Source organism: Variovorax sp. J2L1-78, assembly GCF_030317205.1.
Classification (GTDB): domain Bacteria; phylum Pseudomonadota; class Gammaproteobacteria; order Burkholderiales; family Burkholderiaceae_C; genus Variovorax; species Variovorax arabinosiphilus.
This window is the reverse complement of sequence record NZ_JASZYB010000001.1, coordinates 19,738-40,429: the sequence shown is the minus strand read 5'-3', so window position 1 is coordinate 40,429 and position 20,692 is coordinate 19,738. Positions and strand designations below refer to the sequence as shown.

21 protein-coding genes are annotated in these 20,692 nt (G+C 65.7%); all 21 read right to left on the bottom strand.

The annotated features are described in order from the left end of the window. Nucleotides 1-2,100 (bottom strand): flagellar biosynthesis protein FlhA, encoded by a 2,100-nt coding sequence (gene flhA, locus QTH86_RS00200; RefSeq protein WP_286646668.1) that lies wholly within the window; start codon nucleotides 2,098-2,100, stop codon nucleotides 1-3. Further along, nucleotides 2,097-3,239 carry a flagellar biosynthesis protein FlhB gene (flhB, locus tag QTH86_RS00195; RefSeq protein WP_286646669.1) on the bottom strand — a complete coding sequence of 381 codons (1,143 nt, stop codon included), beginning with the start codon at nucleotides 3,237-3,239 and terminating at the stop codon, nucleotides 2,097-2,099. The genes flhA and flhB overlap by 4 nt, the downstream gene beginning before the upstream one ends. A 153-nt stretch (nucleotides 3,240-3,392) precedes the next feature. Beyond that, a complete protein-coding gene (gene cheZ / locus QTH86_RS00190) occupies nucleotides 3,393-4,034 on the bottom strand; it encodes a protein phosphatase CheZ (RefSeq protein WP_286646670.1) in 642 nt (213 codons plus the stop codon). 2 nt (nucleotides 4,035-4,036) lie between these two features. After that, nucleotides 4,037-4,435, bottom strand: coding sequence for a chemotaxis response regulator CheY (cheY, locus tag QTH86_RS00185; RefSeq protein WP_286646671.1), 399 nt, complete (start codon nucleotides 4,433-4,435; stop codon nucleotides 4,037-4,039). A 26-nt stretch (nucleotides 4,436-4,461) separates the two neighbouring features. Further along, the gene (locus QTH86_RS00180) at nucleotides 4,462-5,481 is read right to left on the bottom strand and encodes a protein-glutamate methylesterase/protein-glutamine glutaminase (protein ID WP_444813773.1); all 1,020 of its coding nucleotides are present in this window, start codon (nucleotides 5,479-5,481) and stop codon (nucleotides 4,462-4,464) included. Nucleotides 5,482-5,537: 56 nt separating this feature from the next. Further along, entirely contained in the window at nucleotides 5,538-6,191 is a 654-nt protein-coding gene (cheD, locus tag QTH86_RS00175) for a chemoreceptor glutamine deamidase CheD (RefSeq protein WP_286646673.1), read from the bottom strand. Continuing rightward, the gene (locus QTH86_RS00170; protein ID WP_286646674.1) at nucleotides 6,188-7,024 is read right to left on the bottom strand and encodes a CheR family methyltransferase; all 837 of its coding nucleotides are present in this window, start codon (nucleotides 7,022-7,024) and stop codon (nucleotides 6,188-6,190) included. Before QTH86_RS00170 ends, cheD begins: the two co-directional genes overlap by 4 nt. Before the next feature lie 96 nt (nucleotides 7,025-7,120). Next, nucleotides 7,121-8,452 carry an EAL and HDOD domain-containing protein gene (locus QTH86_RS00165; RefSeq protein ID WP_286646675.1) on the bottom strand — a complete coding sequence of 444 codons (1,332 nt, stop codon included), beginning with the start codon at nucleotides 8,450-8,452 and terminating at the stop codon, nucleotides 7,121-7,123. Nucleotides 8,453-8,507: 55 nt separating this feature from the next. Then, nucleotides 8,508-10,571, bottom strand: a complete 2,064-nt coding sequence (gene cheA, locus QTH86_RS00160; protein WP_286646676.1) for a chemotaxis protein CheA — start codon at nucleotides 10,569-10,571, stop codon at nucleotides 8,508-8,510. 53 nt (nucleotides 10,572-10,624) lie between these two features. Next, complete coding sequence (gene motB, locus QTH86_RS00155; protein WP_286646677.1) at nucleotides 10,625-11,566, bottom strand: flagellar motor protein MotB; 942 nt, start codon at nucleotides 11,564-11,566, stop codon at nucleotides 10,625-10,627. Nucleotides 11,567-11,590: 24 nt separating this feature from the next. Next, nucleotides 11,591-12,451, bottom strand: coding sequence for a flagellar motor stator protein MotA (gene motA / locus QTH86_RS00150; RefSeq protein ID WP_286646678.1), 861 nt, complete (start codon nucleotides 12,449-12,451; stop codon nucleotides 11,591-11,593). 63 nt (nucleotides 12,452-12,514) lie between these two features. Further along, nucleotides 12,515-13,129: a flagellar transcriptional regulator FlhC gene (gene flhC, locus QTH86_RS00145; RefSeq protein WP_286646679.1), complete on the bottom strand. Its 615-nt coding sequence runs from the start codon at nucleotides 13,127-13,129 to the stop codon at nucleotides 12,515-12,517. After that, a complete protein-coding gene (gene flhD, locus QTH86_RS00140; RefSeq protein WP_286646792.1) occupies nucleotides 13,126-13,473 on the bottom strand; it encodes a flagellar transcriptional regulator FlhD in 348 nt (115 codons plus the stop codon). Before flhD ends, flhC begins: the two co-directional genes overlap by 4 nt. 324 nt (nucleotides 13,474-13,797) lie before the next feature. Next, a complete protein-coding gene (locus tag QTH86_RS00135; RefSeq protein ID WP_286646680.1) occupies nucleotides 13,798-14,085 on the bottom strand; it encodes an EscU/YscU/HrcU family type III secretion system export apparatus switch protein in 288 nt (95 codons plus the stop codon). Next, nucleotides 14,082-15,422, bottom strand: a complete 1,341-nt coding sequence (gene fliK / locus QTH86_RS00130; protein WP_286646681.1) for a flagellar hook-length control protein FliK — start codon at nucleotides 15,420-15,422, stop codon at nucleotides 14,082-14,084. Before fliK ends, QTH86_RS00135 begins: the two co-directional genes overlap by 4 nt. A 13-nt stretch (nucleotides 15,423-15,435) precedes the next feature. Beyond that, complete coding sequence (locus tag QTH86_RS00125; protein ID WP_286646682.1) at nucleotides 15,436-15,768, bottom strand: flagellar protein FliT; 333 nt, start codon at nucleotides 15,766-15,768, stop codon at nucleotides 15,436-15,438. Between the two features lie 27 nt (nucleotides 15,769-15,795). After that, nucleotides 15,796-16,218: a flagellar export chaperone FliS gene (gene fliS, locus QTH86_RS00120; protein WP_286646683.1), complete on the bottom strand. Its 423-nt coding sequence runs from the start codon at nucleotides 16,216-16,218 to the stop codon at nucleotides 15,796-15,798. A 27-nt stretch (nucleotides 16,219-16,245) separates the two neighbouring features. After that, nucleotides 16,246-17,703 (bottom strand): flagellar filament capping protein FliD, encoded by a 1,458-nt coding sequence (gene fliD / locus QTH86_RS00115; RefSeq protein WP_286646684.1) that lies wholly within the window; start codon nucleotides 17,701-17,703, stop codon nucleotides 16,246-16,248. Between the two features lie 41 nt (nucleotides 17,704-17,744). Beyond that, nucleotides 17,745-18,092: a flagellar protein FlaG gene (locus QTH86_RS00110; protein ID WP_286646685.1), complete on the bottom strand. Its 348-nt coding sequence runs from the start codon at nucleotides 18,090-18,092 to the stop codon at nucleotides 17,745-17,747. A 163-nt stretch (nucleotides 18,093-18,255) separates the two neighbouring features. Next, a complete protein-coding gene (locus QTH86_RS00105) occupies nucleotides 18,256-19,917 on the bottom strand; it encodes a FliC/FljB family flagellin (RefSeq protein ID WP_286646686.1) in 1,662 nt (553 codons plus the stop codon). Nucleotides 19,918-20,076: 159 nt separating this feature from the next. After that, on the bottom strand, nucleotides 20,077-20,403 hold the full coding sequence (gene fliE / locus QTH86_RS00100; RefSeq protein WP_286646687.1) for a flagellar hook-basal body complex protein FliE: 327 nt from the start codon (nucleotides 20,401-20,403) through the stop codon (nucleotides 20,077-20,079). Between the last annotated feature and the right edge of the window lie 289 nt (nucleotides 20,404-20,692).

Sequence of the window (20,692 nt, the reverse complement as noted above, 5' to 3'; positions counted from 1 at the left end):
TCAAACTCTTCCTCCAAGGGTGGCGGTGATCTTGATGTTGCGGCTGTCAGGGATCTCCGAATGGGAGAGCACCTTGAGTTGGGGCAGGCTGCGTCGCAGGAAACGGGCGAGCAGCACGCGCAGGCTGTGTTGCACCACGAGCACCGGGGCGAGGCCCATCTGCTCCTGGCGCGCGATGGCGGCCTGCGCCTGGCGCAGCAGGTTGTCCGCCAGGCCGGGTTCGATGCCGCTGTTGCTGCTCATGGCCTGCTGCAGCACGCCGTCGAGCGAGCCGTCCAGGCCGATGACCTGCACTTCCGAGTCGCCCGGGAAGAGCTGCTGCACGATCGCGCGGCCCAGGGCCAGGCGCACGAGCGAGGTGAGTTCGGTCGCGTCCTTGACGGTCGGCGCGTGCTCGGCCATCACGTCCAGGATGGTGCGCATGTCGCGGATCGAGACTTCCTCTTCCAGCAGGTTCTGCAGCACCTTGTGCAGCGTGCTGAGCGACAGCACCTTGGGCACCAGGTCCTCGGTGAGCTTGGGTTCGGTCTTGCTGATCTGGTCGAGCAGCTGCTGCACTTCCTGGCGGCCGAGCAGGTCGGCCGCGTGCGTCTGGATCAGGTGGTTCAGGTGCGTGGCCATCACGGTGCACGCATCGACCACCGTGTAGCCCAGGATCTGCGCCTGCTGGCGCAGGCTGCCGTCGATCCACACCGCCGGGAGGCCAAAGGCCGGGTCCTGCGTCGGCGTGCCGGCCAGCGTGCCCGAGACCTGGCCCGGGTTGATCGCCATCCACTGGTTCGGGAAGGCTTCGCCGCGGCCGATCTCCACGCCCTTAAGGCTCACGACGTAGCTGTTGGGCTTGATCTCAAGGTTGTCGCGGATGTGCACCACCGGCACCAGGAAGCCGATGTCCTGTGCGATCTTCTTGCGGATGCTCTTGATGCGGCCGAGCAGTTCGCCCTTTTGCGACTGGTCGACCAGCGGGATCAGGCGGTAGCCCACTTCCATGCCCAGCGGGTCGACCAGCGCGACGTCGTCCCAGGTGGCTTCGGCCGTGTCGGGGTTCTGGGTCTGCACGGCGGCCTGTTCGGCAGCCACCTGCTCGGCACTCGGAATGGCCGCGATGCGCTGAAGGCCCTTGCGTCCCATCCAGACCAGCGCGCCTGCGATCAGCAGGAAGGCCAGGTTCGGCATGCCCGGGATCATGCCCAGCAGGCCGACGATGCCGGCCGTGAGGAACATCACGTTCGGGTTCGAGAACAGCTGCCCCGTGAGCTGGCTGCCCACGTCTTCGTCGGTCGCGACGCGCGAGACGATCACGCCGGCCGCGGTCGAGATGACCAGCGCCGGGATCTGCGCCACCAGGCCGTCGCCGATGGCCAGCAGCGTGTAGGTGGTCGAGGCCGTCTGGAAGTCCAGGCCGTGCTGCAGCATGCCGACGACCAGCCCGCCGATGATGTTGATGATCATGATCAGCAGGCCGGCGATGGCGTCGCCACGCACGAACTTGCTGGCACCGTCCATGGAGCCGTAGAAGTCGGCTTCCTGCGCCACCTCGGCACGACGCTTGCGCGCCACGTCTTCGCCGATCAGGCCGGCGTTCAGGTCGGCGTCGATCGCCATCTGCTTGCCGGGCATCGCGTCCAGCGCGAAACGCGCGCCGACTTCCGCAATGCGGCCTGCGCCCTTGGTGATCACCATGAAGTTGATGAGCACCAGGATGATGAACACCATCACGCCCACGGCGAAGTTGCCGCCCACCAGGAAATGGCCGAAAGCCTCGATCACCTTGCCGGCCGCATCGGGGCCGGTGTGACCGTGCATCAGCACGACGCGGGTGGACGCGACGTTCAGCGACAGGCGCAGCAGGGTCGAGAACAGCAGCACGGCTGGGAAGGCCGCGAAGTCGAGCGGCTTCATGGTGTACATGCTCACCAGCAGCACCATGATCGACACCGCGATGTTGAAGGTGAACAGCAGGTCCAGCAGGAACGGCGGCAGCGGCAGCACCATCATGCTCAGGATGAGCACGATCAGGATGGGGCCGGTCAGCCCCTTGAACTGTTTTGCATCGAGCATGCCCTTGGGCATGCGCAGCAGTCCGGCGAGTGAATTCATGCGGCGCTCACGTTGTATTGAAGCTCGGAGGGAACAGGCAGGTCGGTCGGCGTGCGCGGCGCATCACCGCCCTCGTCCTTCCAGCGCTTGAGCTGGTAGACCCAGGCCAGCACTTCGGCAACCGCCGTGTACAGGCCCGCGGGAATCTCGTCGCCCAGGCGGGTGTGCTTGAAGAGCGCCCGGGTCAGTGGCGGCGCCTCGAGCACGGCCACGTTGTGTTCCTTGGCCAGCTCGCGGATGCGCTGGGCCACCAGGTCACTGCCCTTGGCCACGACACGCGGCGCACGCATGTCGCCATCGCGGTACTTCAGCGCCACCGCGAAGTGCGTCGGGTTGGTCACCACGATGTCGGCCTTGGGCACCTCGGCCATCATCCGGCGCTTGGCGACCTGCTGCTGCATGCGGCGGATGTTCGCCTTCACATGCGGGTCGCCTTCGCTTTCCTTGTGCTCCTGGCGCAGGTCCTCGCGCGACATGCGCAGCTTCTTGGCGTGACTCCAGAGCTGGTAGGGCACGTCGATCATCGCCACGATGACCAGCGTGGCGGCGATCACGGCGCAGTCGACCACGATCATGCGGATGGCGTGTGGCAGCGCGCGATGCGCCGGCTCGCCCATCAGCGCCACCATGTCGCCGACGTGGCCTGAGATGACCCACCAGGCCACCAGGCCGACCAGCAGCGACTTCGCCAACGCCTTGGTCAGCTCAGCCAGCGACTGGGTCGAGAACATGCGGCCGATGCCGGCCAGGGGGTTGAGCTTGCCGAAATTGGGCGCGATGGCCTTCGTCGAGAAGAGCCAGCCGCCCAGGATGATCGGGCCGACCAGCGCGGCCAGCATCATCATCCCGAAGAACGGCGCGATGGCCAGGAGCCCCTCCAGCACCATCGACCCGGCCTGGGTCAGCATGTGGGAGGCATCGAAGGCCGACTTGCGGTCAAATTGCAGGCCGTGCTGCAGTGCACCGCCGAAGGTGGTGCCGAGCGAGCTCGACGTGAGCCAGAGCCCGGAGATGCCCGCCCCCAGGATCACCAGGGTCACGAGCTCGCGGGAGCGGGCGACATCGCCGTCCTCACGCGCCTTCTCCAGGCGCCGCGGGGAGGCTTCTTCCGTCTTCTCGAGATCGCTTTCCTCAGACATTCTTGCTCCGGACCGGCATGCGCGAATCGCGCCTTGCACATGACTGAATTATTGAATTCAGTCGTCCGAAACAATCGGTCGATCAAGCCCCCGAACCCCCCGCTTCTCGCACAATGAGCCGCCCGGGCAACGGGACGGCCGCCGCTTTCCCGCCTAGAAACCCAGGCTCGCCAGCAGGTCGTCGACCTGCGACTGGTCGCTGACCGCATCCGGGTTGCCGGCCACGACCTGCGGACCGTTCTGCAGGCTCGTTGTCTCCGCCGGACGCCGATCGGCGGGCACGTTGTCGATCAGGACCTGGAGCAGCTGCGTCTCCATCTCGTTGACGACTTCCATCATCTTCTTGATCACCTGCCCGGTCAGATCCTGGAAGTCCTGGGCCATCAGGATCTCCATGAGCTGCGAGTTGATCGCGCTGGCCTTCTCGGGCACGGCGCCCAGGTAGCTGCGCGTGTCCTCGACCAGACCACGGGCCTGGTCGAGCTCGATCGGGTTGGCGAACCAGGCGTCCCAGCGCGACGTCAACCCCTTGGCCGAGCGGGCCAGGTCTTCCTGCAGGGGCTGCGCCGCATCGACCGCGTTGAGCGCCCGGTGGGCGGCGCGCTCGGTCATGTCGACGACATACTTGAGCCGGTCCCGGGCATCGGGAATGGCCTGCGCGGCCTTTTCCACCTGCTTGTCGAGCCCGAGCTCGCGCATGCCTTCGCGCAGTTGACGCGTGAGATGGCCGATGCGACCGAGAAGTTCTTCGGCTGTGTTTTGGTGTTCTGCTGTTGCCAGCGCTTCGGTTGACATGATCAGGCGGCCTCTTTGGCGAGCTTCTCGAAGATCTTGGTGAGCTTGTCCTCCAGCGTCGCCGCCGTGAAGGGCTTCACCACGTAGCCGTTCGCGCCGGCCTGGGCCGCCGCGACGATGTTCTCCTTCTTGGCCTCGGCGGTCACCATCAGCACCGGCAGCTTGCACAGCGCGGGATCGGCGCGGATGGTCTGCAGCATCGTCAGGCCGTCCATGTTGGGCATGTTCCAGTCCGACACGACGAAGCCGAAGCCACCGCCCTTGAGCTTCTCGAGGCCGGCGGCGCCGTCTTCGGCTTCGTCGACGTTGAGGAACTCCAGCTCTTTCAGCAGGTTGCGCACGATGCGCCGCATGGTCGGGAAGTCATCCACGACCAGGATCTTGATGCTCTTGTCAATCACGATATTTCACTCCACAAAGTCGTTCATCAAACACGGTTGGTCCGCTCGCCGAAGGTGCGCAGATGGGTCAGCACACGCCGGCACATTTCTCCCAGGGGGGCCACTTCGTCGGCGGCGCCGATCGCGATCGCCTCGCGCGGCATGCCGAACACCACGCAACTCGCCTCGTCCTGCGCCAGGGTGTGGGCACCGGCCTTGCGCATGCGCAGCAGGCCCTCGGCACCGTCCTTGCCCATGCCCGTCAAGAGCATTCCGATGGCGTTCTTGCCGGCATACTTGGCGGCCGAGTCGAACAGCACATCGATCGACGGGCGGTGCCGGTTCACCGGCGGTTCCTGGTCCAGGTGCGCCACATAGTTGGCGCCGCTGCGGCCGAGCGACAGGTGGAAGCCGCCGGGCGCGATGTAGGCGTAGCCGGGCAGCACGCGCTCGCCGTGCTCCGCCTCCTTCACATGGATGCGGCACAGCGAATCGAGCCGCTGCGCGAAGGACTTGGTGAAACCGCCGGGCATGTGCTGCGCGATGAGCACCGCCGGCGAATCGGGCGGTAGCGGTTGCAGCACTTCGCGGATGGCTTCGGTGCCGCCGGTGGAGGCACCGATGATGATCAGCTTCTCGGTACTCAGCAGCGGGCTGCGCAGCAGCGACTCTTGCGGCACATCGGCCGCCTTGGCCGAGGGCTGGCGCGCGGCGATGATGCGCGCGCTGGCGGCTGTCCGGATCTTGCCCGCGATCAGTTCGGTGTAGTTGAGCAAGCCGTCACGCACCCCCAGGCGGGGCTTCGTGACGAAGTCGATGGCGCCTAGTTCGAGCGCGCGCAGCGCGATCTCCGAGCCGCGTTCGGTCAGCGACGACACCATCACGACCGGCATCGGCCGCAGGCGCATCAGCTTCTCGAGGAACTCCAGGCCGTCCATGCGCGGCATCTCGACGTCGAGCGTGAGCACGTCCGGGTGGGTGACCTTGATGAGGTCGCGTGCCACCAGCGGGTCGGCCGCGGTGCCGACCACCGTCATGTCGGGCTGGCTGTTGATGATTTCGGTCATCACGCTGCGGATCAGTGCCGAGTCGTCGACACACAGGACCTTGATCTTGTTCGTGCTCACAGTCTTCCTTTGTTCCTGGCCCCGGACAGCGTGGCCGTGGCTGCGGTTTTCTCGGTGCCCAGCACGCGCGGCGCCACGATCTGCCGCAGCAGTTCGCCCTCCTCGCGCTGGACCAGTTGCACGTCCGTCTGTGCGCGCAGCTTGCGCACGCTGGCCTTGCCCGTGGAGGGCACGAAACAGACACGGCGCGCGTGCGGGCCGCGCAGGTCCTGCGCCGCAACCACGATGCGTTGCTCGGCCAGATAGCGCAGCACGAAGTCGGCATTGCGGTCGCCGATGTTCAGCGTCGTCATGTTCGCCAGCACTGCGCCGCCGCCGAAGACCTTGGCCTGCAGCCGCTCGCGGCGCGCGCCGGCGCGCAGCATCTCGGCGATCAGGACGTCCATCGCATAGGTGCCGTAGCGCATCGACTCGCGCGCATCGCGAGCGGTGCGGTCGCTGTCCTCGGGCAGCATGAAGTGGTTCATGCCGGCGATGCCGGTGTCGACGTCGTGCAGGCAGGCCGCCACGCACGAGCCGAGCACCGTGCTCAGCACGGTGTTGGTGGTCGTGACGTAGTACTCCGCCGGCAACAACTTCACCGCCATCTGGTTCAGATCGCGGTCGAAGTAGTGGTGGCTGGCGAGCGCACTCGACGCCGAAGGGTTCATGCTGGCACCGCGCTCTTCGTGCGCACCACCGAATACACGGTATGGCCCAGCGACTTGAAGCTCTGGTTCACCAACGACGCGTTCTCCGAATGCCCGGCGAACAGCAGCCCGCCCTGTTTGAGCAGCGGCAGGAAGCGCTCGAGGATCTTGTTCTGCGTCGGCTTGTCGAAATAGATCATCACGTTGCGGCAGAAGATCGCGTCGACCGGCTCCTTGACCGCCCACGAGGCGTCCAGCAGGTTCAGGCGCGAGAACTTCACCAGTTGCGCCACCTCGGGCTTGATGCGCACGCGACCGGCATTGCCGCCAGTGCCCTTGTTGAAGAAGCGGCGCAGCCGCTCGGGCGACAGGCGTTCGACCTGCTCGAGCGTGAACACGCCGGCCGCCGCCTTCTGCAGCACGGCCGTGTCGATGTCGGTGGCGATGATGCGGGCCGAGGCGGCCTTCTGCTCACCCAGCGCCTCGATCAGCGTGATCGCGAGCGAATACGGCTCCTCGCCGGTGGAGGCGGCCGCGCACCAGATCGTCACCGGCTCGCGCGTCTTCTTCACATGCTCCGCGAGCACCGGAAAATGGTGGGCTTCGCGAAAGAAGGACGTGAGGTTGGTCGTGAGCGAATTGATGAAGGCCTGCCACTCGCCCTCGTCGTTGCCGGCCTCCAGCATGGCCAGGTAGGTCGCGAATTCGGGAATGCCGAGCTCACGCAGACGTCGCGACAGACGGCTGTAGACCATTTGGCGTTTCTGGTCGCCCAGGGCGATGCCCGCACGGCGATGAATCAGCGTGCGGACCTTGGCGAAATCGCTGTCGGTGAAGGTGAATTCGGTGCTCAAGGGTGCCTCGGGTTGTGGGAATCAATGTACTGGGCGTTCACTGGATTCGAGCGTCCGATCAGAGGGGCCAAAGCCGCGCTTTTCAGGCAACGCGGCCTAGGCCACGTCCGCTCCGGCCCCCACGTCCTGGGCCCAGGCCAGCGCCATGAGATGGGCGCCGTTCACCTGGTCCTGGCTCAGGAAAAGTTCTTCCGACAGCTCGGCGGCGAGCGCACCGTCCGACTCGCAGCTCTCGGCCAGCGCCAGGAAGGCGCCGTACACACCGCTGCGCCGCAGGATCGCGTCCTGCACCGGCGTGGGCAGATGCACGTGACCGAGGATCTCCTCCATCGGCACGCCGAGCAGTTGATCGATCAAGGACAGCATGCCCACCACGAAAAGGTTGTCGGCTTCGGCCGGCGGCAGCAGGCCCTGGCCGAGCAGCTCGACGAAGCGGCCGCGGATGATCGCCTTCTTCGTCATGTAGGGCGTGCCCGCCGTGCTGTGGCTGCTGGCCAGCAGCATCGTCAGCCAGCGGAACATGGGCGTGTAGCCGAGCATCGACACCGCGTGCCGCAGCGAATGGATCTCCACGCCGCCGCCGATGGCCGGCGAATTGATGTGGCGCAGCAGCCGGTAGGTCAGGCGTGCGTCGAGCTTGAGCGTCGCCTCGATCTCGCGCGTGTCCTCGTTGCGATGGATCATGCGCATGAGCTTCACGATCAGCTGCGCATCGGGCTGCAATGCATCGACGAGCTGGCCCACCGGCAGCAGCGGGAAGCCGCCGTCGACGAAGGCCTTCATGTGGAAGTTCGCGGCGGCGTCGAGGTCGCCGAGGTCGTGGATGCGCGTCGCCACCCACTGCACCCGCAGCGGGTCCGGGCCTTCGCTCATCCGCGCCAGCACCAGCGGGTTGACCGTTCCCACGTCCATGTGCGTGACGATGCGCCGCAGCTCCGGGTCTTCCGGAACCTCCGACGCGCCGCACAGCATGAAGCCGAAGCCCTGCTCGCGCAGGTACAGCAGCATCGGGCGCGCATCCGCATCCGACATGTCCTGCAGCGACATGCACAGCACCATGTGCTCCGCCGGCAGTTCCTGGAGTTCGCTCGCGAAGAGCGACTCGATGGTCGCGTCGACGAACAGCTCCATCTCGTCGAGGGCCCAGGCGCGGCCGTCGCCGTTGAGGTGCTGCGAGATCGCACGCAGCAGCGACTTGAAGCCGGCCACGCCGCCCTGCTCCGCCGTCACCCCGGTGACGCGCCAGCCCAGGCGATAACCCACCGTCCGCTTGCGGCTGTCGAGCAGCATCGCATGGACGATGTGCCCGGGCGCCTCGCCCGGATCGCTCACCCGCGGCGTCGCCACGGGCGCCTTCACCTCGACGCGAGGCTGCTGGTCGGCAGCCTTGTGCTCGGAATCGGAACGCCTGAAGAAATCGAATCGCATGGCGGTTCCCTGTGTTCCCTGTTTGCTCGCTGGCGGTCGGCTGTGGCGCGCGGCCTCAGGCCGCCGCCACCGACGTGCGCGATGCGGTCGCCAGCGCCGACAGGCTCACCGCCTGTGCGCGCTGGATGCGAGGCATGGCGGCCACGTCGATGATGAAGGCCACGCTGCCGTCGCCCAGAATCGTCGCCGCCGAGATGCCCGGCACCTTGCGGTAGTTGGTCTCGAGGTTCTTCACCACGACCTGGTGCTGACCCAGCAGCTCGTCGACCATCAGCGCGAAGCGCGTGTCGTCGGCCTGCACGATCACCAGGATGCCCTGGGTCGGCTTGGTCTGCGCGCCGGCCACGTCGAAGACGCGGTGCAGCTCGATCAGCGGCAGGTACTCGCCGCGCACCTTGATCACATGGCCGTCGGCCGTGATCGAGTGCAGGTGTTCCTCGAGCGGCTGCAGCGATTCGATGACATAGCTCAGCGGCAGGATGTAAGCCTCGCTGCCCACCTTCACGGACATGCCGTTCAGGATGGCCAGCGTGAGCGGCAGCACGATGCGGGTGGTGGTGCCCCGGCCGCCGCGCGACTGGATCTCCACATGGCCGCCCATCTCCTGGATGTTGCGCTTGACCACGTCCATGCCCACGCCGCGGCCGGAGATGTCGGTGATCTGCTCGGCGGTCGAGAAACCCGGCGCGAAGATCAGCTGCCACACCTCGTCGTCGGTCATCGCCTCGCTCACCGGCATGCCCTGCTGCAGGGCCTTGGCCAGGATCTTCTCGCGGTTGAGGCCGGCACCGTCGTCGCTCACCTCGATCACGATGTTGCCGCCGTGGTGCTGCGCGGACAGCAGCAGCTGGCCGGTCGCATCCTTGCCGTTGCGCGTGCGCACGTCGGGCGTCTCGATGCCGTGGTCCAGGCTGTTGCGCACGAGGTGGGTCAGCGGGTCGACGATGCGCTCGATCAGGCCCTTGTCCAGCTCGGTTTCCTTGCCGAAGGTGTCCAGGCGAATCTGCTTGCCCAGCTTGGCGCTCACGTCGCGGATCACGCGCGGGAAGCGGCTGAAGACGTAGTCCATCGGCATCATGCGGATGGACATCACCGACTCCTGCAGGTCGCGTGCGTTGCGCTCCAGGTGGCCCAGGCCGCTCAGGAAGCGCTCGTAGGCCACCGGGTCGAGCATGGTCGCGGCCTGCGTGAGCATCGACTGCGTGATCACCAGTTCGCCCACCAGGTTGATGAGCTGGTCGACCTTCTCCACGTCGACTCGGATCGAACTCGACTCCTTGCCCGCCGCGGCCGCGGCGGCGGGTGCCGGTGCGGCCGAGGGTGCCGCGGCGGGTGCCGCAGCCACGGGTGCCGACGCGGGCGCCGGGGCGGCAACCGCCGCCGGAGCCGCCACCGGCGCGGGCGCTGCCTCTTCGCCGCCGGTGCGCTCGATCTTGATCTGCGCCTCGTCGATCACGAAGCAGCAGACAGCGCTGATCGCATCGGCGTCGCAGGTGGTGTCGAGCATCACCACGAGCTCGGTACCGCTGCGCGTCTGCGACAGCACCGTGCCGAGATTGGCCAGCTCGCCGGCCAGCAGTTCGGATTCACCATCGGACAAACCGGTGAAGCGAACGCGCAGCACGCCCTCGCCGCCGATCGGCGCCTCGGCGACGGCCGGCGCGGGTGCCGGTGCAGGCGCCACGACGGGCGCAGGTGCTGGCGCTGGTGCCGCAGCGGACGCACCGCCTTCGGCGCTCTCGCGAGCGAGTTGCTGAAGCACGCCACAGATGTGCGCGACGCGGTCGGCCTCGGGTTCCCGATTGGCCTGGTAGGCGGTGAGTTGGTCTTGCAAGGCGTCCTTCGTTTCCAGAAAGGCATCGATCATGGGACCGCTCAGGCGCAACTGCCCGTGTCGCGCCCGGTCCAGGAGGGTTTCGAGAAGGTGGGTCGTTTCCGTCAGCGCCGAGAAGCCGAACGTCGCCGCACCTCCCTTGATCGAGTGGGCGGCGCGGAAGATCGCGTTGAGTTGTTCGTTGTCAGGCTGTTCGAGATCCAGCTCGAGCAGCAACTGCTCCATCTGCGCGAGGAGTTCGATGGCTTCGACGAAGAATGCTTGCGTGAATTGACTGAGGTCCATTTTTTATCCCCTGCCGCCGGCACCGTGCCAGCGACGCTGAGGCTCGCTGTGATCTATTTCGTTGGAGAGGCCGGTTGCAATGCGACGGTCTTGACGTTCGCCGGAAGGGAGGACGCCAGCGCTGCCGTCGGCGGGGCCTTCTTCAGGTCCAACGAATTGGCGCTGCCGGCGTTCTCGCGCTCGATCTGCGCCTGCGTTCGGTGATTGAGCAGGATGACGCTGATGCGGCGATTGATCGGGTTGCGCGGATCGGCCTTGTCCAGGTGCATCGTGTCGGCCACGCCGATCACGCGCATCACCTTGCCATCGGCCAGGCCACCGGTCATGAGTTCGCGGCGGGAGGCATTGGCGCGGTCCGCCGAGAGTTCCCAGTTGCCGTAGGCCCGGTCGCCGTTGGTGTAGTTGAAGGCGTCGGTGTGGCCTGTCAGCGTGATCTTGTTCGGCAGGTCGTTCAGCATCGGGCCGACCTCGCGCAGGATGGCGCGCATGTGCGGCACCACCTTGGCGCTGGCCAGGTCGAACATCGGGCTGCGTTCGTTGTCGACGATCTGCAGACGCAGACCCTCGTTCGTGATGTCGATCAGGATCTGCGAGCGAAACTGCTTGAAGACAGGGCTGCTCTCGAGCATCTTGTCCAGGCGCTCCTTCATGCTGGCCAGCCGCTGCGCGTCGATCTCGTCCTCGCTCGGCGTCTCGGCGTTGTTGACCTCGCCCTGCACGCGCATCGGGTCGGCCCCACCGCCGGGAATCATGCTGTCGCTCATGCTGCTGCGCTCGCCACCGGCCAGCGCGACCTTCAACGGCATCTTGAAATGCTCGGCGATGCCTTCGCGCTGCTTGGGGGTCGCGATCGACAGCAGCCACATCACCAGGAAGAACGCCATCATGGCCGTCATGAAGTCGGCGTAGGCGATCTTCCAGCCACCGCCATGGTGGCCCCCGGCCACGTTGATGACCTTCTTGACGACGATGCGGCTTTCCTTGGCGGCGCTCATGGTGAAACTCCGTGCCCGTCCCGGTCAGCGCGTCTTGACGTCGCGAACATGCGAGTCGAGTTCGGTGAAGGACGGACGCTCGGTCGAGAACAGCACCTTGCGGCCGAATTCGACGGCCAGCTGTGGCGTGTAGCCATGCATGCTCGCCAGCAGCGTGACCTTGGCGCACTGGTAGGTCTTCATGTTCTCCTCGACCTGCTGGTCGATCAGCGTCGCCAGCGGCGTGACGAAGCCGTAGGCCAGCAACACGCCCAGGAAGGTACCCACCATGGCGTGCGCGATGAGGGCGCCCATTTCCGCGGGCGGCAGGTCGGCCGAAGCCAGCGCATGCACCACGCCCAGCACGGCCGCCACGATGCCCAGGGCAGGCAATGCGTCACCCACGCGCGACAGGCTGTGCGAAGGCACTTCGGCCTCATGGCGGATCGTCTCGATCTCGTGGTCCATGAGCGCCTCGATCTCGAACGGGTCGGTATTGCCGCTGATGGCCAGGCGCAGGTAGTCGCAGATGAACTCCATCAACTCCGCGTTCGACAGGATGTTGGGATAGCGCCCGAAGATCTCGCTGCCCTTCGGATCTTCCACATCCGATTCCAGTTTCATCATGCCTTCCTTGCGTGCCTTGGCGAGCAATTCATACAGGAGGGCCAGCAGGTCCATGTAGAGCTGACGGTTGTGCTTGGACGAGCGCAGAAGCCGGGGCAATTCACGCGCCGTGGCCTTGATCGTCTTGCCGTTGTTGCCGGCAATGAAGGCGCCCAGGGCAGAGCCGCAGATCATCAACACTTCGATGGGCTGGAACAGCACACCGAAGTGGCCGCCCATGAGCGCATACCCACCGAACACGGCGCCGAGCACAACGAGATAACCGAGAAGAACGAGCACACGCGCCCCCTTTCGCCCTGAGGCATCTAGATCAATTAATGGGAACGGCGGCGCGGACCATGGTCAATGCACGCCGCCGCTGTTCAAAGGCAAACCGAAACCGGAGCGGTCCAGCGCATGCGCATGGGACACCGGCACCATCGCCTCCGCCGCGACATGCTTGGGAGGACGCGCCTTCCCGGCGCGCGACGGCGGACGGCAGAGCACGCACACGTACCCGGTCTTGGTGTCATGCGCATGCGCCACGAATTGCCCGCCGCAACGGCTGCAGGAATTCAATTGCAGCATGTCGCTGTCGAAAAAACGGACCATCGTGTAGGCGCGGGTGAAATCGAGCACCACTTCCCCGCCTTGATATTCGCTTTGCTCTTGATAAAGCCTGTAGCTCTTTATCAATGCCTGGAGTTTCGATTCTTTTGCCTGATCCAGCATGAACCTGTAAATGTTATAAAACATCGACGAATGAATATTCGCCAGCCAGGTCATATACCAATCGGTCGAAAAAGGCAAAAGTCCTTTTGGCGGAGAAACGCCTTTCAATTCTTTATAGAGCTTGATCAGCCGTTCACGGCTCAATCCAACTTCGGCCTCGAGAAATTGAAGACGGGCGCCCAAAGCGATCAATTCAATGGCGAGCTTGACTTCCTTGACTTCGCCCAGAACGGTTTTTGCGCTCATGCGACCCCCGTCGAAGCCATGGCGGTCTGCTGCCGGGCGGCCATCAGGATGGACATGTGCGCCTGCTGCAAAGCGCTGTCCTTCCCCTGCCCCACCACGGCGAACATGGGGTTGTCGTCGAGGCGAAAGCTGCACAGAAGCAGGTTCGAGGCGGCCAGCTTCACGATCTGGGCCAGCGACATGTTGGCCAGCAGTTCGGCCAGTTCCTCGCCGATTCCCAGGCGGAACATGGCTGCGCCCCTGTCCTGCTTGACCAATTTTTGGGCCAACAACATGTAAGCCAGATTAATATCTCCGATTTCACGGAAAATCTCACTGTTCACCGAAACGACTTCTCTTTCGATATGCACGCTGACTCCATTTAGATAGCTTGGTAGCATCTTAAAACACATTGTTAACAAGTGTTACCGAGACTCGGAGCCACGGCGTGCGAAACGAGACTTTTCGCACGCGACGTGGGACATTTCCTACACGACTTGAGCATCGTTCGCATTGCGCGCGACCACCGCGCAATGCGGCGATAGGCAATTCATGTGCGAAAAATGGAATAGCTAGAAGAAAGTTTTCATTGCACGAGAATTTCCGGCTCAGCGCCAAAACCAAACGCAAAGTATTCATTCCGGCGCCTGCACGGATGGCACCCGTCGAAAAAATTAGCGACAAAGTATTCATCGCGCAGCCCCGGTGGCTTCTTCCAGGCCGTGCAGCCAGGCCATGACCTCGGCCACCGCCACATACAGCTGCGGCGGGATCTGTTGGTCCAGGTCGACCTGCATGAGCAGCTTGACCAGGTCGCCGGAGGCGTGAACGTACAGACCGTTCTCGCGCGCCTCGCGCATGATCGATTCGGCAACCACGCCGTAGCCCTTGGCGACGACGATCGGCGCGCGTGTCTTGTCGTCGTACGACAGGGCGACGGCGCTCTGGCGAGCGTCGAGCGACGGTGCAGCGGTCATGCCACGGCTCCCTGCGCGACCTGGAACTGCTCGAGCCGCAGATCGGCCGCGTCGAAACGCGCAGCGAGCGTGCGGCCGTCGCCGGCCAGCAGCGCGCGGCTGCGCTCGCTGGACGACACCACGGTGGCCCGGACGTCACCGCCGGCCACGCTCAGGCGCACGTCGACGGTGCCGAGGTGGGGCAGCTGCAGCGACACATTCGTGGACCAGCGGCGCGGTGCGTCGTCGGGCGACTCCTCGCCGTTGGCGTGACGCTCGCCCTCTTCCTCGATGCGCCAGTCCATCGCCACGCCGGGCCAGGCTTCGCCGGTCCAACGGAACGCGGCGGTCGCCAGCAGGTCGAGCTGCTGATGGACCGTGGTCACCAGTTGCGGGTGCACCACCTCGCCACCGCTCGGCGGGGTCGCGGCAGCGCGTGCGACAACGGTCTGATCGCTGTCGCCGGCCTTTTTCTCGACGGATCGCATCGCGGCGCGCTCCGCGGCGGCGGCCGCCGTCTGGGCGCTGTCGCCCCAGCGGTAGGCGGCCTGCATCTTGAGGGCGTCGGGTGTGGCCTCGGCGCTCGCCGGCTCGGACGGTGCCGAGGCGGCGGCGGCCGACGGACCTGTCGGCGTGGCCGGTGCCTCGATGCGCGCCGCAGCCAGGCCGGACGGCGCGGCCTGCGCGACGGCAGCCACCGTGGCGGCCGCCACCGCGGGCGACGCGACCGCCGGCTGCGCCGGATCGGCCTTGCCCGGTGCGGCGGGCGTGCTGGCATCTCCCGCCCCGGCCACCACCGCCATGACCGCCTGCAAGGTCGTGGCGCCGCGCCCGCCCGCAGCCACGCCGGGTGCCGGCCACGCGGCCTGCGGTTCCTGCGCCATCTGCGCCAGCGTGCGGTGTCCTTGCGCAAACTGCGCCAGGTGCGATTCGTAGAAGAGCCCGCTGTTCGACACGGCGTGGGCCAGCGAGCCGGCCAGCACCGGGCCGGCCGGCTGCTGCCGTGGCGCCCAGACGGGGCCCTGACCGCGCACCGGGCCGACGTCGACCTCCAGGTCGGCCAGCACGGCGCTGATGATCCGTGCCGCGAAGGACAGCCGGGCCACCGCCGACGCCGGCAGCCCGGCGCCAGCCGTGGTGCCCAGGCCCGCGCCACGCGTCGAGGCAGAGTCGACACCACCGAGCTGGCGGTCGAGCGCCGCGTTCGACAGCAGACGCACATCGTTGACGACCCCTTGCACCGCCGACGCCGCACCCGGCGCCTTGATGGGCGCGTTCGGGTCCACGGCACCGGCATCCAGCGGCGGCGAAACCTTCGCCGTCAGCAGGGTGTCCAGAAGTCGTACGAGGCCGGTCATGGTCGGGTCGCGCTCAGTGGGCCTGGCCGTAGGCCTTATCGAGGCTCTTGCGCTGCTGCAGCACGCTCATGTTTTCCATCAGGCGTTCGAGCTGCGGCTTCACGAGGCCGTTCACGATGGCCTGGTCGGCCTGGATGCAGACGATCAGACGTTGGGCTTCGGCGGCATCCGCCGGACCGAGCGCCACGGTCGGCTCGATGGCGCGCAGCCGGTCGACGATGGCCGCGCATTGCGCCTCCACGGCCGGCAGCGCGCCCCAGTTCTTGGCCTGCGCCAGCACGACCATCTGGGCCATGGTCGAGGCGAGCTGACCGTAGCAATGCACGATGTCGCGCGGGTAGGCCATGAGGGGTTCCGGGGAGGTCATATCGGTTCAGAAGCCGCCGCGGCCCGGTTCGATCTCGCGCCAGGCCGAAGCCAGGCTGTCGAGCAATGCGTCCACCTCGTCGAGGACCGACGCGTCGTTGTGCAGGTTCGCGTAGAGCAGGCGGCGGATGACGTAGTCGTACAACGCCGACAGGTTGCTCACCAGCGTCGTGCCTTCGGTGCCGGCCGCCTTGGCGTCCAGGCTGGCCTTGAGGCCGTTTTCCACGATGCCCATGGCCTTCGAGATGGCGTTGCCCTTGGCTTCGATCTCGCCCGCCCCCATGTGATGGCGCGCCATGCCGATCGCCGTCTTGGCGCCGTCGAAGAGCATCGCGATGAGCTGGTGCGGCGACGCGCTCATGGCCAGCGTCTCGACGCCGACGCGCGCGTAGGCGCCAGCGCCGCTGCGGAAGTTGTGGGGGGTGTACATCACTTGCTTTCGATCGGGGCTGGTCGTTTACTTGCCGCTGCTCGCGTTCATCGCCTCGAACTGCTGCGTGAGGTAGGCCTTGGTGTTGTTCATGCTGTTGATCAGCACGTCGAGCTGGGTGAACTGCTTGCGATAGCGGTCCACCGTCGCATCCACGCGCGCCTGCACCTGGTCGTACTGCTCGTCGAGCTGCTTGATGGTCGAGGTCACGCCGTCCTGCGCGACCTTCAGCGAGCCGCCGGTCTTGTTCAGGTCGGTCACCAGAGCATCGATCTGTTTGCCATAGCCCGCGGTACTGTCGCTCGCACTGGCGAAAAGCTTCGACACGCCGGCGAGGTTGGTGTCCAGTGCCTTGTCGAGCTTGGCCGAATCCACCGCCAGCGTTCCGTCCTTCTGGAAGGTCACGCCGATCTCGTTGAGCACCTTCATGTCGTCGGCGCCACCGCTCTGCGGCGCGGTCAGCGTCTGGCGAATGCGGGTCTGCAAGTTGCGCAGGGTCGAGTCGCCGACCAGCGGTGCCGCCGTCTTGGTGTCGGCGTCGTAGGTCGTGAGCGACTTGGCAGTGCTCTGCAGCGCGTTGTAGGCTTTGACGAAATCGTTGATCGCCGTCTTCACCGAAGCCGTGTTCGACTTCATCGACAGGCCGGTCGTGCCGGTCTGCACCAGCGTCAGCGTCGCGCCCTGGATGGCTTCCTTGACGGTGTTGGTCGGGCTCGTGATGGCGATGCCGTTGACCGTGAGCTTCGCGCTCTCCGCGGCCGCGGTCTGCTGCAGGTTCTGCGTACCGGCCGGGTCGTTGCCCAGCAGGTTCTTGAGGGCCGCGTCGGCCGCCCCGTCGACGCTGATCCGCATGCTCGACGCCTCGCCGGTCTGCGTCGAGGTCAGCACCAGACGATTGGGCGTGCCGCTGCCGTCATTGATGATGGTCGCGGTCACGCCGGCATCCGCCGCGTTGATCGCATCGCGGATACCGCCCAGCGTGTTGTTGGTCGGGTCGATCGTGATCGTCTTCGCAGCGCGGGTGCCGTCCACCGTGAAGCCTGCGCCGGTGTACTTGCCGGTCGCCGGATCGAGCGTGCCGCCGGTGACCGTGCCGAAGTCGATCGTGAATTTTCCGTTGCCGATCGCGGTGGTCGTGTTGGCCTGCCCGGTCGTGAGCAAGGACTGCGACTGCGCCAGTTGCGACACCTTGATGGTGTAGTTGCCGGACGCGCTAGTGTCCGTGGCCGAGGCCGAGAGGATGCCGCTGACGGTCGGTGTGCCGGTGACGCTCTGGAAGAGCGCGGGGTCCGACAGCTTGAGGGCCGCGGTCTGCAGCGCGCTCAATGCACTCTGCACCGAGCCGTACGCCGACAGCTTGCTGGTGTAGCTCTTGGCCTTGGCCTCCAGGGCCACCAGGGGCTGGCTTTCGGCCTTCTCGAGATTGGTGAGCAAGCCGGCCAGGTCGAGGTTGGCGCCGACGCCGATGCTGCTGATGGTTGCCATGTGCGGGTTTCCTGAATGCGTTGGAACAATGTGGGGGAGGCTCAGGCCGCGCTGTCGACCAGCAGGCCGGACATCTCGCCCATGACCTTGGCGATGCGCACCACTTCCTCGTTCGGGACCTGGCGAATCACCTCGCCGGTGTTGCGGTCGATCACCTTCACGATGACCTTGTCGGTGTCCTTGTCGATCTCGAACTGGATCCCGATCGAACGGATCTCCAGAGCCGCGTTGACCTGCTTGACTGCCGCCTCGACCTGCACGGGCGTGGCTTCCGGCTCGGCATCATCGGCCACCCGCGATGCGCTGCTTGCGGCCGGCGCAGCACGGCCGACGGCCAATTGCATCCACGGGCTTTCCGGAGCGGCGCTGGCAGGCACGGGGTTCGACATGGCATTCACCTTGGTTGCGGGTTTCGCTTTCCTCTGCGGTCTTGCACCGCAAGGCCGCAGAGGAAAGCGCAGGGGGCCGGGTCGGGACCCGGCGCCTGCGGTAGCCAGGCCCGCCCCTTGCGGGATGGAACCTGGCTTGGCTCTCGCGTTTCGTCGGTTCGACTTAACGCAGGAGGGACAGCACGCCTTGCGTGGTCTGGTTGGCCTGCGACAGCACCGAGGTACCGGCTTGTTGCAGGATCTGAGCGCGCGTCATGTTCGACACTTCCACCGCGTAGTCAGCGTCTTCGATGCGCGAACGCGACGAGGACAGGTTGGTCACCGTGGTGCCCAGGTTGGCGATGGTCGAGTCGAAACGGTTCTGCACCGCACCCAGCGAGGAGCGCAGCTTGTCGACCTTCGACAGGGCGGCATCCAGGGCGGCGAGCGGATCGACCGTTGCCTTGGAGTCGCTGACAGCCTTGGTCGTCACTTGGCCAGGCTTCGTGGCATCGGCGTAAACCAGGCTGCCATTGGACGTCGTGACGTTGCCGTTGTCGTTCAGGTTGATCACTTCGGCGGCGACGGTGGTGAGACCGGCCACGCCCATGAAGGCACCCGTCACCGCGCCACCAGCAGCAGCCACCGCGTAGGCAGCGGTACCGCCAGCGCCGTCGATGTCGATGCTGCCGGCACCGGCGTTGATCTTGGCTTGCACGGCACCAGCCGTCGCTTGTTCGCCGGTGACGTCGAACGTCGCGGCAACGCCTGCACCCGGGGTGTTCACGGTGTAGGTTGCGCCCGTCGCACCGATCTTGATGAAGTCACCAGCGGCCGACATGCCGTTCGTGTTGTCGACGAGGTTCGCCAACGTTGCAGCCACCGTGGCGCCCGAACCGGTCTTGGTCAGGTTGTTGCTGGCGTCGAGGTACAGCGTGCTGTTGTCGGCTGCATCGGTGATGACACCGTTGCTGTCGATCTTGACATCCATCGAGTTGGTGCCGAGCTTGACGGTGGCCGTCACGCTGGTGCCAGCCGGCGGGGTCAGCGACGCGAGCGTGTTCGTGGCGGTGCGCGCCGTTTCCGTCGCGGTGTAGCTCTTGGTTGAAGCGCTGTAGGTGTAGGTTGCAGCGCCCGTGATGGACACGGTGCCACCGTTCTGCATCTTGGCCAGGACGTCGTCGGCCTTGGCACCGTTCGCAGCAGCAGTCAGCGTGCGGCTGTAAGGCGTCACGCCAGCAGCCGTCACACCTGCGGTGAAGCCGGCAATCAGGAGGTCGGTCGCGGTCGCGGCCTTGTTGGCGGCGCCCTTGCCGTTCACGTTGAAACCGTCGAGGCCGAGCGTCTTGGCGCTGATTTCTTGCAGGTCGATGTCGATGGTTTCGCCATCGTTCGCGCCGACTTGCACGGTCAGCTTGCCAGCGTCAGCCGACAGAACCTTCACGCCGTTGAACTGGGTCTGTTCCGACACGCGGTTGATTTCGTCCAGGCGTTGGGTGATTTCCGACTGGATCGAGTCCAGGTCGCTGGCCGAGTTCGTGCCGTTGGCGGCTTGCACCGACAGTTCACGGACGCGTTGCAGGTTGTTGTTGACTTCCGTCAGCGCGCCTTCGGTCGTTTGAGCGATCGAGATGCCGTCGTTGGCGTTGCGGGTGGCTTGCGTCAGGCCCTTGATGTTGGCCGTGAAGCGGTTGGCGATGGCCTGACCAGCAGCGTCGTCCTTGGCGCTGTTGATGCGCATGCCCGAAGACAGGCGCTCGATAGCGGTGTTGAGGGCCGATTGCGACTTGTTCAGGTTGTTTTGCGTGAGCAGCGAGAGGCTGTTCGTATTGATGACTTGCGCCATTGAAGACTCCTGGTTGACTAAAGGTTGTGGACTCCGACCCGGGGGGCCGTAACGCTGGACTCAAGCCATCGTTGGATTAGTTATCGGCAGGGCTTTGCAAACATTTAGGGGCGTGCCCCAAAAAGTTGCAGCGCGTCGATCCACACCGCGCCACCCGCGTCAGGCCTGCATGCTCATCATTTCCTGGTAGGCCGAAACCAGCTTGTTTCGCACCTGCACCCCGGTCTGGAACGCCACGTTGGCTTTCTGCAGATCGACCATCACGTCGTTGAGCGCCACGCCCGGCTTGCCCAGTTCGAAGTCCTCGGCCTGGCCGTAGGCCTTGGTCTGGGCGCCGCTGATGTTGTCGATGGAACGCTTGAGCTCGGCGGCGAAGCCGCCGTGCTCCACCGCAGGGCCGGCGATTCCCGCGGGAGAGGTGATGCCGGACTGCACGGCAGTGGCCCGCATCTGCTGCAGGACGGATTCGATGGCTGAAATCGACATGGCGTCGTGTTCCTCGGGTTAAGTGAACTTTGGGTTGACTACAGAAGCACCCAGGTGCCTCCTCGCCTATTCAGCGTACCTGCGAAGCCCCGATTCACATGGGGCCAACTGACGGCGAAAACCCCGGCTGTTCGGCCAATCGAATTCGGCGCCGATCCAGACAATGAACGCCGTACCCCAAGCCTGCCGGCCTCCTTTGTCGGCGCCCGGCATGGCCACTGAACATCGACGACTCATCCTCTTGAACATGAACATGGACCATCTGGATCCAGCGGGCGCCACAGGGGCT